Origin of the sequence: Ochrobactrum vermis (assembly GCF_002975205.1) — a bacterium.
Classification (GTDB): domain Bacteria; phylum Pseudomonadota; class Alphaproteobacteria; order Rhizobiales; family Rhizobiaceae; genus Brucella; species Brucella vermis.
In genome coordinates, this window is record NZ_PCOC01000001.1 from 1388433 (window position 1) to 1405234 (window position 16802).

The following is a 16802-nucleotide window of genomic DNA, read 5'->3' on the forward strand; positions in this document are numbered from 1 at the left end:
TTCTGGTCCTCATGTCGAAATATGTTCTAACGAGATTTGCGCAGTTGTTGCGCTGTCTTTCACATTCATCTGTGCGAGACAGGAAAGGCAGAAATCAATGGCTGAGGACGAAAAGCAGGCTTTTGATCAGGAAGCGCTTGCAGAAGCCTATAACCGGGCACTTGCGCTGGAAAAGGCCGGTGATTTCGATGCCGCTGCCAAGGCCTATGAAGACGTGCTGCGGATCGATCCTGAGGATCACGGCGGCGCTGCTGTGCGGCTTGCCAGCATGGGACGCGGCGCTGTTCCGCTCAAGGCACCGGATGCCTACGTGTCAACGCTTTTCGATCAACATGCCGAAATGTTCGATACGATCCTTGTCGATCAGCTCGGTTACGACGTTCCGTTGCAGTTGCGCGAAATGCTCCTTGAGATGAATGGAGAGTTTTTCGCAGAACGCATGCTTGATCTGGGTTGCGGTACAGGGCTATCCGCCGATGCACTCGATGATATGGCTGAACACAAGACCGGCGTCGATATTTCCGAGAACATGATAGAGGTCGCTTACGAAAAAGGCGATTATCATGCGCTGTTCGTCGGCGAAGCTGTACGTTTCCTCGAAACCACCGACGAACCGGATTGGGATCTGATTATCGCCACGGACGTTCTGCCTTATATGGGCGAACTCGACAAATTTTTCGCCGGCGTTGCCGCACATCTGGCGTCGGGCGGACATTTCGGCTTTTCCAGTGAGACGCTCGATGATGCGAGACTTGCCGGTCGTGTATTCATGGTCGGCGACTATCAGCGTTTTGCCCACGCACAATCCTATGTGCGCGCAATGCTCGACAATCACGGAATGGACTGTGTGCGGTGCAACGATATTGTCGTGCGCAGCGAACAAGGATCACCGGTTCCAGGACATCTCTATGTCGCTCGGCGCAGATGACAATCCGGGTTCCAATCGAGCCCAAAGAAGCGCGGTTCTCGACGACAGTTTGACAGCTATCGCGATGTTCTCCAGTCACGCTCACATCAATTAGTTCCATAATCTATCTTATGCAATCGATGTATGTAGGGGCTATTTAGTAATGCGACAGTTGGGCCAGTTAGAGATGCGACGTGTCGCCTCTTGAGGTGCTGGTCAATGTCAACGTTGGAGGCAAGGATGACGATCTTCAGTCTGGTTGAGACCATGAGCGGTTGGAGTCGTCATGCCCTGTTTGATCACCATGTCGCAGAAAGAATTGCATCGCCTCGAAGTCGTCCAGAAGATCCGTGATCTACGCCTGAGCGTTGTCCAGGCGGCTGAGCTGCTTGGCCTCAGTCGAAGTCAGGTTCACAGGCTGCTGCAAGCCTATGACCGGGATGGTCCAGCTGGCCTCGTTTCCAAGAAGCGATCGCGTCCGAGCAACCGGCGTCACAGCGAGGATTTCCGTAATATGGCGCTGGACCTGATCCGCGAACGCTATCTGGATTTCGGTCCGACGCTGGCGCGCGAGAAGCTGATCGAACTGCACCGGATCTCTGTTGCCAAGGAGACGCTGCGGCAATGGATGACCGAGGCCGGCATCTGGATCTCGCGCCGGGAACGCAAGAAACGGGTTTTCCAGCCACGCGGCCGGCGCGACTGCTTTGTCGAACTGGTGCAGATCGACGGCTCGCATCACTGGTGGTTCGAGAACCGCGGCCCCAAATGCGCCCTGCTCGTCTACATCGATGACGCCACCGGCAAGCTCTTGCATCTTCGCTTTGCCGGATCGGAAAATACGTTCGACTATCTGCATGCGACGAAGGCTTATCTGCAGCAATGGGGCAAGCCGCTGGCTTTCTACAGCGACAAGCATGGCGTTTTCCGCTCGCTCCATGCGTCGAAGAAAGACCGGGCGAGCGGTCTGACGCAGTTCGGCCGGGCGCTTTACGAGCTCAACATCGACATCATCTGTGCCAATACCCCACAGGCCAAAGGCCGTGTGGAACGTGCCAACCAGACGCTGCAGGATCGGCTGGTCAAGGAGATGCGGCTGCGCGGCATCGACACGATCGAGGCCGCCAATGCCTATGCCACTGAGTTCATTATGGATTTCAACACTCGCTTCGGCAAGCAACCACGCAATCCGAAGGACATGCACCGGCCACTGGCCGAGCATGAGAACCTTGATGGCGCCATGTGCCGCAAGGAAGTCCGCACCCTTTCGCAGTCATTGACGCTGCGCTACGACAAGGTGCTGTTCATTCTCGACCCGACCGAGATTTCCAGGCCATTGGCGGGCCAGAAGGTGATCGTCTGCGATTATCCGGACGGCCGGCTCGAGATCATGCACAAGAGCTTTTCCCTGCCCTACAGAACCTTCGACACGTTGCGCTCGGTGCATCGTGCGGAGGTTGTCGATAACAAGCGGCTGGACGACATGCTGTCAATTGTCGCCGAGATGCAAGCTGGACGCGAAGAGAAACGGAGCGGCCCGCGCCGAACAGGTCAGACAAACCATATGTTTGGCATACGCGATGGCAGCGTCGGTAATGGTTATCAGAAACGTGGGCGCAAGCCGGGACGCAGGACCGATTTCATGAACGATCCGGAGGTCATTGCCAGACGTGAGAAGGCGCTGGCGCGAATAGAAGCTGGGAAATGAGGTTGACCAACGCGGGCATTATATGCTGGAGAGCCCGAACATTTTTCGTATACTCACTCCATGAAAGAAGAGCTAATCTTTGAGTTATGGCTTGATCCCGAACCTGATGGCCAAATGCTCCCTGGGCTTTGCCAAGCTGGCCCTATGGGGGACGGATTTCGATCACTTCTCAACGAAGGGGCAATTCGCGTCGGGACTTTGAGTGGGCACAGCCATTTTGATGTGATGACCAGATATTGGAAATATCAAGGGTGGGGCGAATACAAGACGGAGCATTCTGAGGATTACCAGCCGTTCCCGGAACAATGGCTCCATATCCAACGCTCTCATTTGAGCACCGCTGAGGCGGTGATCTCGGAGGAAAGCTAAAGCCCGAAGAGGCGTTCCCTTATCCGCCCCCGATCTGCCCTTGCAACCCTGACCAGCCGGTCAGATCGGGGGCTTGGCGCTGCGTCCTTCATCAAGAAGTGTCGCATTTCTATCTGGCCACCGGTGTCGCATCTCTACCCAGCATTGACAATGTAAGCCATTGGACATTGGCTCCTCATGCTGTGCCCTTCATCTCGATCAGACATGCAGCAACTCGTCCCACGACTTTGATTTCAATCATTTCAAAGAACCGCGTGACGTGGGAAACACGACACGCATCAGGGGCAAACGTCCTGGCATCTAAGACCAAAGCATGCATGTACTGGCAGTCTATATGCGCTATTACCCGTGCGGCGCTGCATTTCGCAAATAGTCGGCAGCAGTATCTTGCTTTCGAGAAGGTGAGCGCCATCTCGGGCTCAAGCCTGGATGGGAAGGAAGGTAGACTTAAATATGCTGGAAGCACGTATTCGAAACACTACGCTTCGCGATAAAATCATTACTGCGGAAAAGGCCGCTAGCCTTATCGAAGACGGAATGATCGTCGGCATGAGCGGTTTTACCCGCGCTGGCGACGCCAAGGCCGTGCCGATCGCCATGGCCGCCCGTGCCGCAACAGATCCCTTTAAAATCACGCTGATTACCGGTGCATCGCTCGGGCACGACGTCGACAAGATTCTGACCGAAGCACACGTGCTGGCCCGGCGCATGCCATTTCAGGTCGACAGAACCCTGCGCTCCGCAATCAATCGCGGCGAGGTGATGTTCATCGACCAGCATCTTTCCGAAACTGTCGAGCAATTGCGTTCGAACCAGATCGGCCCCATCGACTATGCTGTCGTCGAGGCCCTGGCGATTACCGAAAGCGGCGGGATCATTCCCACGACATCTATCGGCAATTCGGCAAGCTTTGCCATTCTCGCGGACAAGGTCATCGTTGAAGTGAACCTCAACCAGCCTATGGCACTTGAAGGTCTGCACGATATCTATATTCCCACGAAGCGCCCTTCCCGCGACCCCATACCGGTCACAGCATGCGACAGCCGCGTTGGCCTGCCCTATATTCCGATACCGCCGGAAAAGATCGCGGGCATTGTCATCACGCAGGAGAACGACAGCGCTTCGACCGTGGAGCCTGCCGACGGTGAAACGATTGCCATCGCGAGCCATCTGATCGAGTTTCTGATGCATGAAGTGGCAACTGGGCGGCTCGACCTGACGCTCAATCCTCTACAGGCTGGCATCGGAACCATCGCCAATGCGGTGTTGAATGGTTTCGCCGATAGCCCGTTCCACAATCTGCGCATGTATAGCGAAGTGTTGCAGGACAGCACCTTCGACCTCTTCGACGCCGGAAAACTCGATTTTGCATCGGGATCATCGATCACGCTCAGCCCTGCCTGCGGAGAACGAGTCTTCAATAATATCGACCGCTACCGTGAAAAGCTCATTCTGCGTCCGCAGGAAATCAGCAACCATCCGGAAGTCATCCGCCGTCTCGGCATCATCGGCATAAATACCGCGTTGGAATTCGACATTTATGGCAATGTGAATTCCACGCATGTAGACGGCACACATATGATGAACGGCATCGGTGGCTCCGGCGATTTTGCCCGCAACGCATTCATCTCGATCTTCGTCACCAAGTCCGAAGCCAAAAGCGGCGCCATATCATCCGTCGTGCCCATGGTTACGCATGTCGATCATACCGAGCACGATGTGGATATTCTGGTTACCGAACAGGGTCTCGCCGACTTGCGCGGCCTTGCTCCACGGGAGCGAGCGCGTGTCATCATTGATAATTGCGCCCATCCGGATTATCGCCCACAGCTCAATGATTATTTCGACCGGGCGTGCGCACGTGGGGGGCATACGCCTCACCTGATCGAAGAAGCCTTTAGCTGGCATCAACGTCGTCGCGAGACGGGCAGCATGCGCGGCTGAATACCGGGAATATCTGGTGCCATTCAGTGCCAGCCTTGTTTAAGTTCTTGCTTATAAAGCGGAACCTTCTTTTCCTTGGAACGTTAACTGGCACATCGTTTTTGGATTGGAGACGATGTGCCGGCGGCAAGGGCCCTGCCCTTTCTTCCGGTTACAACCGCTCAACCGGACGACGTGGAGGAACGGTCGTCGGGTGTGAGCATTGCAACCCCAAGTTCCGGGAAGGATCAGACCGCCTATGTCCATCCTCATCAGCCTTCTGATAACAATCCTTGTTATCTTCCTCGTGCTTTATCTCATCAACATGCTGCCTCTGGACGCCAAGGTTAAACAGATCGCTCAAGTTATCGTGATCATCATTGGCATAATTTCACTTCTGAAATATCTGGCGGTCTTCTGATTTTAAGCCAATAGCAGCCATAATCCCGGAACGTTAGGACTTTCTGGCGTTCCGTTTTTTTACAATACTATGCTCACGGTATTTCCCGGCTTATATTAGTCACTTATGATTTATGTCTTATTGAGACGGTTCTTTTAAACATAGTTGTGCTTAATTACATTTCCTCGTAACATATAACCGCTATGCTACCTGTGATTGTGTCATTAATGGCACTCATAAACAAAAAATTGCAAGAGGCGCATAGTGGTACCTTTCCCCTCTCAGGCGTTCCTTTTATAAGGCCCGCAAAATAAAGCCCGTTCATACAGGGTTCAGGCGGGGTCGTTGATCATCCTCACTCAGGGTTGGGAGTCCGAGGGAATGAAGAAGACTGCTCTTTTGAAAGCAGCATTGATAACGCTGTCTGTCGTAGTGTTCTCGCTGGGAGCAACGTCGATAGTGGCCTATTCTGCAGGCGTAAGCCCTGGCGTGGTTGCGCTTAGCCTTAGCGCAGGCATTCCCGCAGCCACGGCCTTCCCCTCCCTTGCCTATATTTTTCATCAGCACAGCAAGCTAAGAGATGCTTATCTCCAGCTCGAAAAAGCGCATGTCGAGCTGCAGGCACGGTCGCGGATTGATCACATGACAGGCCTCCTCAACCGCGAGGCGCTGTTCGAAGCGATGAAAATCAGCCGGTCCCGTATCGAGACGGGCACTTTGCTCGTTGTTGATGCAGACCACTTCAAGGCAATCAACGATACGTTCGGCCATGGCGTGGGCGACCGCGCTTTGAAACTGATTGCTTTCGCACTTCAGAATGTGACTCGAAAAGGTGATCTTGTCGGCCGCATCGGCGGGGAGGAATTTTGCGTTTTTCTGCCGGGTGCAAGCGGAGAAACCGGCATGCGTGTTGCGCAGCGCATACGCGCTGAAGTAGAAAACACACCGTTTCATACGACCGAATATCAGGTCTATCCGTTGACAATCAGCATCGGCGTCGCCTCGGCACCCAAGAACGAGACGAACTCACAGGTGCTCAGTCGTGCTGATCGCTGCCTCTACATGGCCAAGCAACGCGGACGCAATTGTGTGGTGTTCGATGAGGAAAGCGGGCGACTTGCCAGCGCGTCTGTCGTCTCTATCGCAACAGTTCGGGAAGTGGCGCGCGGATAGCGCCACGCATCACTTCCAGGGTTCGATTACCTCTTCGGACCATCCAACGGGCACGAAACCCATCTTCTGATAGAGCTGCAAGGCGCGCGGGCTGTCGAGCGTGTTGGTATGGATTGTCACCTTTTCCGGCCCATGGGCCCAGGCGGCGGAAATCGCTTCACTCAGGAAGAACTTGCCGATCCCCCGCCCCTGAAAATCATCGATGAGGCCAAAATAGAGAATCTCGGCAGCTTCCGGCAAAGCCGACAGCTCGAGCTCGACAAAGCCCGCCGGACAGCCCTCAGCATAGAGGATATGGATTTCGGTCGTATCAGCATGAATCGCAGCCGCAACTTCCGCGTCCGTCTGAACACGACGCATCATCCAATGATGCTTGCGCCCGATTTGTTCATACAGATAGCGGTAATAATGAACTGGCATGTCGCCCGCCCGCATGATCGCCAGGCGGATACCGGAGGGTACCGGCACCGCAACGGCCTGACGGGTCGACATTTCCAAATGCGTGATGCGGGCAGTCAGCTTTTCGGACATGTTTATTCGGCTTCACCGGTCACGACAGGTGTATCCTGCCTGCTGCCCCATTCGCTCCAGGAGCCGTCGTAAAGACGGTTATCCTTATGACCGAGTGACGTCAGCGCCAGCGTGATGACGGCGGCGGTTACACCAGAGCCGCAACTAGTAACGACCGGCTTGGAAAGATCGACACCGGCCTCATCAAAAATCTTGCGCAGGCTCGCCAGATCCTTCAGCTCACCGTTTTCAGACAAGGTGCCGACGGGAACGTTGCGTGCGCCCGGCATGTGGCCCGAGCGCATACCGGCACGCGGTTCCGCATCGCGTCCGGTGAAACGTCCGGCTGCGCGCGCATCGGCAATCTGCAAGCGTCGTTCGTCCACGATATCACGCATCTGCGTAAAATCGACCACCGCTGCCTCGTTGAAGGATGGTGTGAACAGTGTCGGCGCAATCTTGGTGGCTTCATCGGTGACCGGATAACCGGCCTTTTTCCAGCCGTCAAAGCCGCCATCGAGCACATAGACATCCTTCACGCCCATGACGCGGAACATCCACCAGACGCGCGGCGCGGAAAACATGCCCGGTCCATCATAGACCACGACTGTTTCATCGGCGGTGATGCCCATGGCACCGACATGCTGCGCAAAAAGCTCTGGCGACGGCAAGGTATGCGGCAGACCGGATTCCTTATCGGCGATCTTGTCCTGATCGAAGAACACGGCGCCTGGAATATGCACGGCGTTGTATTCTTCCTGTCCATTGCGTCCCGCAGCGGGAAGATACCAGGATGCATCGACAATCGCGATTCCCGGTTTGCCGAGCCGTTCTTTCAACCAGTCCCGCGAAACAACGAAGGCGCTTTTCTCAACCATGGATCAACACTCCTCAAGCACGTTTCGCAAAACCGGGAAACATGCGGAAAACGATGGGTTCAGGCTTCTGGCAGGGCACCAAAACGAATGCGAAACCGGCGGTTTTCCTTACCCTTTTTTTCGATCTTGCCGATGTGGATTTCGCCCACTTCCTGCGTCTCGGAAACGTGTGTGCCGCCACAAGGTTGCGAATCCACCACACCGTTTTCACCGATAAGAACAAGGCGTATGCGACCAAGTCCTACTGGCGGACGCACATTCTTCGACTTTACGATATCAGGGTTTGCAAGGAATTCTTCATCGCTGATCCAGCGAATGGCAACCGCATCATTGGCGTTCACCCGCTCCATCAGCTTCTCGGTCACGAATTCCTTGGTGTAGCTCGCGTCGGGAAGATCGAAATCAACGCGGCTCTCCTCCTCGCCGACGGCTGCGCCGGTGATCGGGAAGGGGCAGACCACGGAAAGCAGGTGACAAGCCGTATGCATGCGCATCAGCTTATAGCGGCGTGGCCAGTCGACATGCAGCACCAGTTTTTCGCCGACTGCTGGCGAAGCCTGTCCTTCTGCCGGAACGTGAATGATTTCGTTCTTGTTTTCGCCGGTAACGGTTGCCGCAATCTCGATGCGGGAACCATCCGTTTGTTCTAAAAACCCGATATCGCCCGGCTGGCCACCAGAGGTCGCATAGAAATTCGTCTGGTCGAGAATAATTCCGCCGGTTTCGGTAATGGCGAGTACCGTGCCCTCCGCCGTTGAAAGATAGGAATCTTCGCGGAAAAGCGCTTCGGTCTCGTATGCCATGATTATCCCTCGAACGGTATGTCTATCTCGGTTTTCTTCTCCAGCCATTCCGGTACGGGCAGGCTCTTGCCGCGCAGGAAAGCAGGATTGAAGAGCTTGGACTGGTAACGATTACCATAGTCGCAAAGCACCGTCACAATTGTGTGGCCCGGCCCGAGATCTTTTGCAAGCCGGATTGCACCTGCAATATTGATACCTGAAGAACCGCCGAGGCAAAGTCCCTCATTTTCCACCAGATCAAATACGATATCGAGCGCTTCCGCATCGGACAGGCGGTAGGAGAAGTCGGGGGTGAACCCTTCAAGATTGGCGGTGACACGTCCCTGCCCTATGCCCTCGGTGATCGAGTCGCCCTCGGCTTTCAGCTCACCGGTCGTATAGAAGGAATGAAGTGCGGCTCCATATGGATCGGCAAGTGCGATCTTGATATCGGCATCGTGATCCTTCAGGCCGAATGCTGTTCCAACTAGCGTTCCGCCCGATCCGACAGCGGCGACAAACCCGTCGACCTTACCATCGGTATCGCGCCAGATTTCCTGTGCCGTGGTTTCGATATGGGCTTGCCGGTTAATCGGATTGTCGAACTGGTTAGCCCATATCGCGCCGTTCGGCTCGGTCTTTGCCAGTTGTTCGGCCAATCGCCCGGACAGGCGCACATAATTGTTCGGGTTTCGATAGGGCGCGGCTGGAACCTCGATCAGTTCAGCGCCAAGCAGGCGCAGGGCGTCCTTCTTTTCCTGGCTCTGTGTTTCGGGAATAACGATAACCGTGCGATAGCCAAGCGCTTTCGCCACCATCGTGAGGCCAATGCCCGTATTGCCTGCCGTGCCCTCAACGATGACACCGCCAGGTTTCAGAAGCCCGCGCTTTTCAGCATCGCGGATAATATAGAGCGCTGCCCGATCCTTTACCGACTGGCCAGGGTTGAGGAATTCGGCCTTGCCGTAGATTGCACAGCCGGTCAGTTCGGAAGCCTTCTTCAAATGAATCAATGGCGTATTGCCGATTGCGTCGAGCACTGATTGGAACATGGCTTCCGTCCTTCCTGTTTCGCAGAGGAAGTTATGAGGAAGCGCCCTGCCCTTCAAGCAAGCATGGAATATTTTTCCAGTTTGTTGCGCAAATCGAAACCCATCCTGGGGCTACAAATAGAAAAGCCGCCCGAAATGGGCGGCTTTTTGGAAAAATGTTCGGGGCGAGCCTATGCTGCGCGCTGTCCGCCATTGCCATTGCCATTACGGCGCTTGCGACGGAACGGGCGTTTCGCTTGTGGAGCTGCTGCTTCGCCGGTTGCATGAGCGCCCGTACGATGTTCGCCTGACTTCGGCGCTGCACGGCGAGGCTTCTGTGGCATTCCGCCTTTCCGATGCTGGGTCTTCTGTGGCCGTTCGCCCGGAGCAACGGCCCGAGGAGCCGGTGCCGGTGCAAGCTCCACAGGTGCATCCTTGATTGGAAGCTTGCTGCGCGTCACACGCTCGACCGCTCTCAGCTTGGCTTCTTCTGCCGCCGGATCGTAGAGCGTGATCGATGCGCCGCTGGCGCCATTGCGGCCGGTGCGGCCAATACGATGCACATAGGTTTCCGGCTCATCCGGCAGATCATAGTTCACGACATGGCTGATACCCGGCACGTCGATACCGCGTGCAGCAATGTCGGTTGCGATCAGAATCCGCAGCGATCCGTCACGAAATCCGTTCAGCGCGCGCTGACGTGCATTCTGCGACTTGTTGCCGTGAATGGCGGCGACTTCATAGCCATCGCGTTCCAGATGGCGGACCACCGCATCGGCACCGTGCTTCGTGCGAGTGAAGACGATGACCGAACGCATGACCTTGTCACCCAGCAGCGCAGACAGAAGACGGCGCTTCTCCTTGGTAGGCACCGGATGCACAACCTGCGTGATTTCAGCAGCCGTCGTTCCCTGCGGAGCGACTTCCACGCGTACCGGATCACGCAGCAGGCTTCCGGCCAGCGAGGCGATTTCCTTCGGCATGGTGGCCGAAAACAATGCGGTCTGGCGCTCGGCGTGGGTCGCCTTCGCAATGCGCTTCACATCGTTGATGAAGCCCATGTCCAGCATACGGTCCGCTTCGTCGAGAACGAGCCAGCGCGTCTGCGAAAGGTCGACCAGACCGTCACGCATCAGATCGGTCAGACGACCGGGCGTGGCAATCAGAACGTCGATGCCCGGCGCTATACGCTTGATCTGTGACAGCTTGGAAACACCGCCCAGAACAAGCGCGGTCGAAATATGCGCCTGTTTGGAAACATTGCGGATGGTCTGTTCAATCTGCACCGCGAGTTCACGCGTCGGCGCCAGAATGAGCGCACGCGCAGTCTTCGGGCGGCGCTTGTCGCCGAGCCCCATGATCTTCTGCAGGATCGGCAGGCTGAAAGCTGCCGTCTTGCCGGAGCCGGTCTGGGCAATACCCAGAATATCACGGCCTTCAAGCTGATGCGGGATCGCCTGCAACTGGATCGGCTTCGGCTCGGTCATGCCAGCGGCTTCGACGCCCTTGAGCAAAACGCCGGTAACGCCAAGAGCGGCAAAGCCGCCCGTAATTTCTTTTGTCAATTCAATCTCTTTCGGCGGCACCATGATGTCATGGTCCGCATCCAAATGCCGGTCAAGCGCAACTTGCCGAACTCTATCTGTTCAATGATAACGACGGGACGCCGAAGCTTGTAAACTCCTGGCGACTTGCGCTGCCGTGCCCGAACATTTTCTCGGGTCTCCCCGCTTCCAGACCATTCCGGAAGACAGAGGCGAGACGCAACAAGTCCAAATGCCGGGAAAGCCGACGAACACGTCGGCCCATGCGCCTGATGCGGCATATGGGCTATTTGGGGCGAAAAAGCAACCTATTTCGCTTGAACCACGAAATCAGATGATGAAATCGGCGAGCACCTGATTGTCCGTAATATCCTGATAGGCCCAGCCGGCTTCTGCAAATTTCTTTTCCAGAAGCTTGAAGTTCGCAGCATTCTTCGTTTCGATGCCAATCAGCACGGAACCGAAATTGCGTGCTGATTTCTTGAGATATTCGAAACGCGCAATATCATCTTCGGGTCCCAACAGATCGAGGAACGCACGAAGCGCACCCGGCCTCTGCGGAAAGCGGAAGATGAAATATTTCTTCAAGCCTTCGAAGCGCAGTGCACGTTCACGCACATCCGGCAACCGTTCGAAATCGAAATTGCCGCCCGAAACAACAATGACGACGCGCTTGCCCTTAATATCGCTCTTCTTGAAATCCTTCAGCGCATCGATGCCGAGTGCGCCAGCCGGTTCAAGCACAACACCTTCGATATTCAGCATCTCGATAATCGTTGCACAAAGCCGGTTTTCTGGAACCGCTATGACAGTTTTCGGATCAAACCCTTTGAGAAGTTTGAAGTTTTCCTTCCCGATCTCGGCAACAGCCGCGCCATCGACAAAAGTGTCGACATGCGAGAGCTTGATGCGCTTGCCTGCCTCAAGACTTCCCTTCAGGCTCGCCGCCCCCTGCGGTTCGATAAAGCGGAAACTCGTCTTCCAGCCCAGATCGGAAACATATTGCGTAACGCCGCCAGACAGTCCGCCGCCACCGACGGGCAACAGAATGAAATCAGGTTGCTTTCCTTCCGGCAATTGCCGCTCGATCTCAAGCGCTACCGTTGCCTGCCCCTCGACGATGCGGGGATGATCGAAGGGCGGTACCATCACGCCCTTATTGCTTGCGGCAAACTCCTGCGAAGCAGCATAGCAAACATCGAATATGTCGCCGACAAGCTTGATTTCGATGAACTCAGCGCCAAAAGCGCGTGTCTTGTCGATTTTCTGCTGCGGTGTCGTAACAGGCATGAAAACCACGCCCTTGCGGCCAAAATGACGGCAGACAAATGCAAATCCCTGCGCGTGATTGCCTGCAGAAGCGCAAACGAACACCACATTCTTGTCAGTCGTTTCGACCGCTTTTGAAATGAAATTGAAGGCGCCGCGAATCTTGTAGGACCGGACCGGAGTGAGATCCTCCCGCTTGAGCCAAATCTCCGCACCGTACTTCCGCGACAGGTAGTCGTTGAGCTGCAGCGACGTTTCGGGAAACAGCGCGCGCATCGCCTTTTCGGCCTGGGATACGGATTTGACAAAGACGGTCATTATTCGACTTTCTGCATTTCCTGCTGGATTTCGCCCATCGCTACATGGGTTTGACAATGCAGACAAGGTTGAAGCTCGCCAGACAGGCAAATCAACGATTTGGAGTAAGCATATATTCGGCAATGCTAACTGTTGATGTTAACAGGCTTTGTGGCTTGAATTGATGATACAAATCATGACATAGACAATGGCAATCGCTGCGGTCGTGGCGAAATTGGTATACGCAACGGACTTAAAATCCGTCGTCTTTTAGACTTGCGGGTTCAAGTCCCGCCGACCGCACCACTTTCTCTTTTTGTCCTTTGTTTTTCCGTTATCCGTAACCGGTAGCCTCGCCTTGGCGGCTTGCTGCCCTATCCTCCTGTGCTCCCCTAATTGAAACAGATGCAGACGGAACAATGGAAGAGCAAGCCACACAGCTGATCGCAAATACAAACGCATTCGTCCTCCAGATCTACGACCTTCTCATACGGTATTCAGTCTCCACTATCGGAGCGCTGATTATCCTTTGTGTGGGCTGGATATTGGCCGGGCTCCTTCAGAAATGGACCACACAGTCACTTTCGAAAATTCGCGGTTTCGACCAGACGCTGGTCGGGTTCTTCGGCGCAGTTGTCCGATACGGCGTACTCATCATCATTCTGGTCATGGTTCTCGGACAATTTGGTATCCAGACCGCGTCCATTCTCGCAGCCCTCGGCGCAATCGGTCTCGCAATCGGCCTTGCGCTTCAGGGCACGCTGCAAAACATCGCAGCAGGCATTATGCTTCTGGTCCTTCGACCATTTCGCGTTGGTGAATACATCAGTGCAGGCACCGTTGTCGGCACAGTACAAGACGTTGGCTTGTTCGCGACGGAGCTTAAGACCGGCGACGGCCTTTTCGTGCTGGCCCCAAACTCCTCGCTCTGGAATACGCCTGTGACCAACTACAGCCGCATGAAAACCCGCATGCACGATTTCAAGGTCGGGATCGGCTATGAAGACGATATCGATCAGGCATTCACGATCATGAAGAAAGTCATTGAAGATCAGGAAGGGGTACTTTCAACACCCGCACCAGCCTATTTCGTATCGCAACTGGGCGATAATGCTGTTGTTCTCAGTGCCAACTACTGGATAAACAGCGCAAATTACGCGCAGGTATCACGCCATACGATCAAAGCGGTGAAGATCGAATTCGACAAAGCGAAGATCAATATCCCCTATCCGCAAATGACCTATCACGTTGTAGAAAAAGATAATAAAATAGAAAGCACTAAGTAAGCTTCCTAACTGATTACATAAAAAGCCGCAGGTTCAATCTGCGGCTTTTCCATGCCTCGTATGCGCTTAGCCATGCAACTTGGCGGTAATTTCCGCGACGCGTTTGCCCTGGAAGCGGGCACCGTCCAGTTCCTGTTCCGACGGCTGGCGTGAACCGTCACCATCTGCAGTGGTAGTCATGCCATATGGGGCACCACCACGCACCACGTCATTGCCCATCTGCCCCTGATAGGCGTAGGAAAGCGGAACGATAATCATGCCATGATGCTGCATCTGCCATTGTGTGGAAATCAGCGCCAGTTCCGCGCCACCATGCTGTGTGGCTGTAGAAACTATCGCCGATCCTACCTTGTTAATGAGAGCGCCCTTCGCCCAAAGCCCGCCAGTCTGGTCGAGGAAATTCTTCATCTGGGCCGCCATCATGCCGTAGCGGGTAGCCGTACCAATGATGACGGCGTCGTAATCCGCAAGCTCGCCCGGCGTTGCAATGGGCGCGTCCTGGTCAATCTTATAGTGCGAAGCCTTCGCGACATCGGGGGGAACCAGTTCCGGAACCCGTTTGACGGTGACATCCGCGCCGCCTTCCCGCGCCCCTTCAGCAGCAGCCTTGGCCATTTTTTCCATGTGACCATAGGCCGAATAATACAGCACCAGCACTTTAACCATGTGACGTCTCCATATCCCGATTTGCGAGGCCCGGACCTCGACAGGTTCAATTAGGGGAGCGGTCTTCTTTGGAAAGGCGCTACTTCTTGCAAACGAATAAAATGCTCAAATAAAGCAGTTGCAGCCTTGTCCTGCTGGCGCTTAACTGATGTCAGAAAATGGAGTCTGGATATGACGAACAATCCGCAGCAAGCCGTCAAGGCCGCCATGCTGGCAATTGGCGACGAGCTTCTCTCAGGCCGCACCAAGGACAAGAATATCGGGCATCTTGCCGATGTCCTGACAGCGGCAGGAATCGATCTCAAGGAAGTACGGATTGTTCCAGATGAAGAAATCGCCATCGTAGCCGCTCTCAATGCGCTGCGACCGCATTATGATTATGTCTTCACGTCTGGTGGAATTGGCCCTACCCATGACGACATCACCGCCGATGCAGTGTCTGCAGCCTTTGGTGTTCCATGCATCTATGATGAGAAGGCCATGAAGCTGCTGGGCGACAATTACGCGAAACGTGGGCTGGAGTTCACTGACTCGCGCAAGCGCATGGCGCGCATGCCGGAAGGGTCGGAACACATATCAAACCCGATTTCTGCCGCGCCCGGTTTTCATATCGGCAATGTCTATGTGATGGCCGGTGTACCGTCTGTATTTCAGGCGATGCTGGACAATGTCCTGCCCACATTGAAGACCGGTCGCAAGCTTCTGTCCAGGTCGGTACTTTGTCCGTTCGGCGAAGGTGTGATCGGCGCTCCGCTGACGGAAATCCAAAAGGAAAATCCCGATACGATCATCGGTTCCTATCCGAAATTCGAGAATGGTCGTTTCAGTACCGAACTTGTCGTGCGCGGGAGCGATCCCGAAAAAATCGATACGGCAATCCATGCAATCGAAAAAATGATCTCGTCGCTCGAAACAGAAGGCGCCGCTTAATCCTCTGCAACCTTTTGCCCGCGCAACTCGTTGCACTATATGCTAAAATAGAAACACAGCCGGAAGGAGTTCGGTCATGTCCTACAAGACGGTGGTTGCCTATTCTCGCAGCGAAGCCGAGTTGAAACGGGTTGTGTCTGCCGTTGGGCTTCTAAAGCAGAAAGTGCCCGATATTCACGTCATCGGGCTTTATTCAATACCGTCACCCATCGTCTATGCCGACCCGAATGGCTTCATCGATCCTGGCATGTTTGAGCTGCATGACAAACAGCATAAGGAACTGTCAGAAAGACTGAAACGTGTCTTTGAGGAAGAGATGCGTCGTCAGGGCACCAACTACGAATATCGCATCACGCGTTCGGAAACAGGCACAGCCGCAGACGGCGTGCTCACTGCATGTCTTGGAGCTGAATTGCTGGTCGCCGGACAACCCGATCCGGACGATCCCGCCACCAATGACGAAACTGCCGATACGATCGTTTTCAACTCCAGTTGTCCCGTTCTGCTGGTTCCCTATGCACCAGTGCTGCCGATGGTTTCGCTCGATCGCATCGTTGTCGCCTTTAACGGCAAGCGGGAAGCGGCCCGTGCTGCTTTCGACGCCCTGCCTTTGATGAAGCATGCAGACAGAACGGAAATCGTGTGGATCGATCCGCCGGAAATTGAAGGCGAAGATCAAGCTTTGGCAAGCCACGATATAGCAGAGGCATTGTCGCGGCATGGTATTAACGTGACTCCCGCCGCAATTGCGTCGAACGGACGCTATGCGCAGGACGCGCTACGGGAGCATATCGTCGCTGAACGTTCTGATCTTCTCGTGATGGGCGCCTACAGCCATTCCCGACTGCGAGAACTGGTTTTTGGCGGGGTAACGCGTTCCATGCTGAATGAGTTGCCAATCCTCACACTGTTCTCGCGTTAGAAGGCGCCATTGAAGCCAGTTTGATCCAACAACTGCCATGTGATGACACGACAGGCTTGCAAGAACACCATTTTTGCGGTTATCAGCATCACCCGGCGCTGACTGTGCCGGGTGGAGAGCCTTTTCCGCCCCCGCTGCCCGTCAAAAATGGGCGCGGATGAAGAAAAGCTGCAGATCCTGACAGTTACAGCGCTTGGCAGACCGTCA

At 54.9% G+C, this 16802-nt stretch carries 15 protein-coding genes and 1 tRNA gene; 9 read left to right on the forward strand and 7 right to left on the reverse strand.

Annotation, left to right across the window (positions count from 1 at the left end; genetic code table 11):
• Positions 1 to 97 precede the first annotated feature (97 nt).
• From CQZ93_RS06915 to CQZ93_RS06940, 5 genes are all read left to right on the forward strand, one after another.
• On the forward strand, positions 98 to 928 hold the full coding sequence (locus CQZ93_RS06915) for a class I SAM-dependent methyltransferase (protein WP_105541924.1): 831 nt from the start codon (positions 98 to 100) through the stop codon (positions 926 to 928).
• A 265-nt stretch (positions 929 to 1193) separates the two neighbouring features.
• Entirely contained in the window at positions 1194 to 2615 is a 1422-nt protein-coding gene (locus CQZ93_RS06920) for an ISNCY family transposase (protein WP_105541925.1), read from the forward strand.
• Positions 2616 to 3437: 822 nt separating this feature from the next.
• Positions 3438 to 4928 carry a succinyl-CoA:acetate CoA-transferase ScpC gene (gene scpC / locus CQZ93_RS06930; RefSeq protein WP_105541926.1) on the forward strand — a complete coding sequence of 497 codons (1491 nt, stop codon included), beginning with the start codon at positions 3438 to 3440 and terminating at the stop codon, positions 4926 to 4928.
• 238 nt (positions 4929 to 5166) lie between these two features.
• Entirely contained in the window at positions 5167 to 5328 is a 162-nt protein-coding gene (locus CQZ93_RS06935) for a Thivi_2564 family membrane protein (protein WP_010660091.1), read from the forward strand.
• Positions 5329 to 5688: 360 nt separating this feature from the next.
• Complete coding sequence (locus tag CQZ93_RS06940; protein WP_105541927.1) at positions 5689 to 6480, forward strand: GGDEF domain-containing protein; 792 nt, start codon at positions 5689 to 5691, stop codon at positions 6478 to 6480.
• Between the two features lie 9 nt (positions 6481 to 6489).
• Here CQZ93_RS06940 and CQZ93_RS06945 read toward each other — a convergent pair whose 3' ends face one another.
• The 6 genes from CQZ93_RS06945 to ilvA all read right to left on the reverse strand — a co-directional run bounded on the left by CQZ93_RS06945 (position 6490) and on the right by ilvA (position 12815).
• Positions 6490 to 7011, reverse strand: coding sequence for a GNAT family N-acetyltransferase (locus tag CQZ93_RS06945; RefSeq protein WP_105541928.1), 522 nt, complete (start codon positions 7009 to 7011; stop codon positions 6490 to 6492).
• Positions 7012 to 7013: 2 nt separating this feature from the next.
• Positions 7014 to 7868 (reverse strand): 3-mercaptopyruvate sulfurtransferase, encoded by an 855-nt coding sequence (gene sseA / locus CQZ93_RS06950; protein ID WP_105541929.1) that lies wholly within the window; start codon positions 7866 to 7868, stop codon positions 7014 to 7016.
• Positions 7869 to 7927: 59 nt separating this feature from the next.
• Complete coding sequence (locus tag CQZ93_RS06955) at positions 7928 to 8671, reverse strand: alanyl-tRNA editing protein (RefSeq protein WP_105541930.1); 744 nt, start codon at positions 8669 to 8671, stop codon at positions 7928 to 7930.
• A gap of 2 nt (positions 8672 to 8673) precedes the next feature.
• Entirely contained in the window at positions 8674 to 9702 is a 1029-nt protein-coding gene (locus tag CQZ93_RS06960; RefSeq protein ID WP_105541931.1) for a cysteine synthase A, read from the reverse strand.
• Between the two features lie 170 nt (positions 9703 to 9872).
• The gene (locus CQZ93_RS06965; RefSeq protein WP_181153324.1) at positions 9873 to 11270 is read right to left on the reverse strand and encodes a DEAD/DEAH box helicase; all 1398 of its coding nucleotides are present in this window, start codon (positions 11268 to 11270) and stop codon (positions 9873 to 9875) included.
• Positions 11271 to 11555: 285 nt separating this feature from the next.
• Entirely contained in the window at positions 11556 to 12815 is a 1260-nt protein-coding gene (gene ilvA, locus CQZ93_RS06970) for a threonine ammonia-lyase IlvA (RefSeq protein WP_181153371.1), read from the reverse strand.
• Between the two features lie 196 nt (positions 12816 to 13011).
• Between ilvA and CQZ93_RS06975 the strand changes: the two genes are divergently transcribed.
• Positions 13012 to 13097 (forward strand) — tRNA-Leu (locus CQZ93_RS06975).
• A 113-nt stretch (positions 13098 to 13210) separates the two neighbouring features.
• Positions 13211 to 14077, forward strand: a complete 867-nt coding sequence (locus CQZ93_RS06980) for a mechanosensitive ion channel family protein (protein ID WP_105541933.1) — start codon at positions 13211 to 13213, stop codon at positions 14075 to 14077.
• Positions 14078 to 14143: 66 nt separating this feature from the next.
• On the opposite strand, the gene wrbA is transcribed toward CQZ93_RS06980, so the two are convergent.
• Entirely contained in the window at positions 14144 to 14743 is a 600-nt protein-coding gene (gene wrbA, locus CQZ93_RS06985; RefSeq protein WP_105541934.1) for an NAD(P)H:quinone oxidoreductase type IV, read from the reverse strand.
• A gap of 171 nt (positions 14744 to 14914) precedes the next feature.
• On the opposite strand from wrbA, the gene CQZ93_RS06990 reads away from it, so the two are divergent.
• Positions 14915 to 15673 carry a competence/damage-inducible protein A gene (locus CQZ93_RS06990; RefSeq protein WP_105541935.1) on the forward strand — a complete coding sequence of 253 codons (759 nt, stop codon included), beginning with the start codon at positions 14915 to 14917 and terminating at the stop codon, positions 15671 to 15673.
• Between the two features lie 76 nt (positions 15674 to 15749).
• Entirely contained in the window at positions 15750 to 16595 is an 846-nt protein-coding gene (locus CQZ93_RS06995; RefSeq protein WP_105541936.1) for a universal stress protein, read from the forward strand.
• Positions 16596 to 16802: the final 207 nt, after the last annotated feature.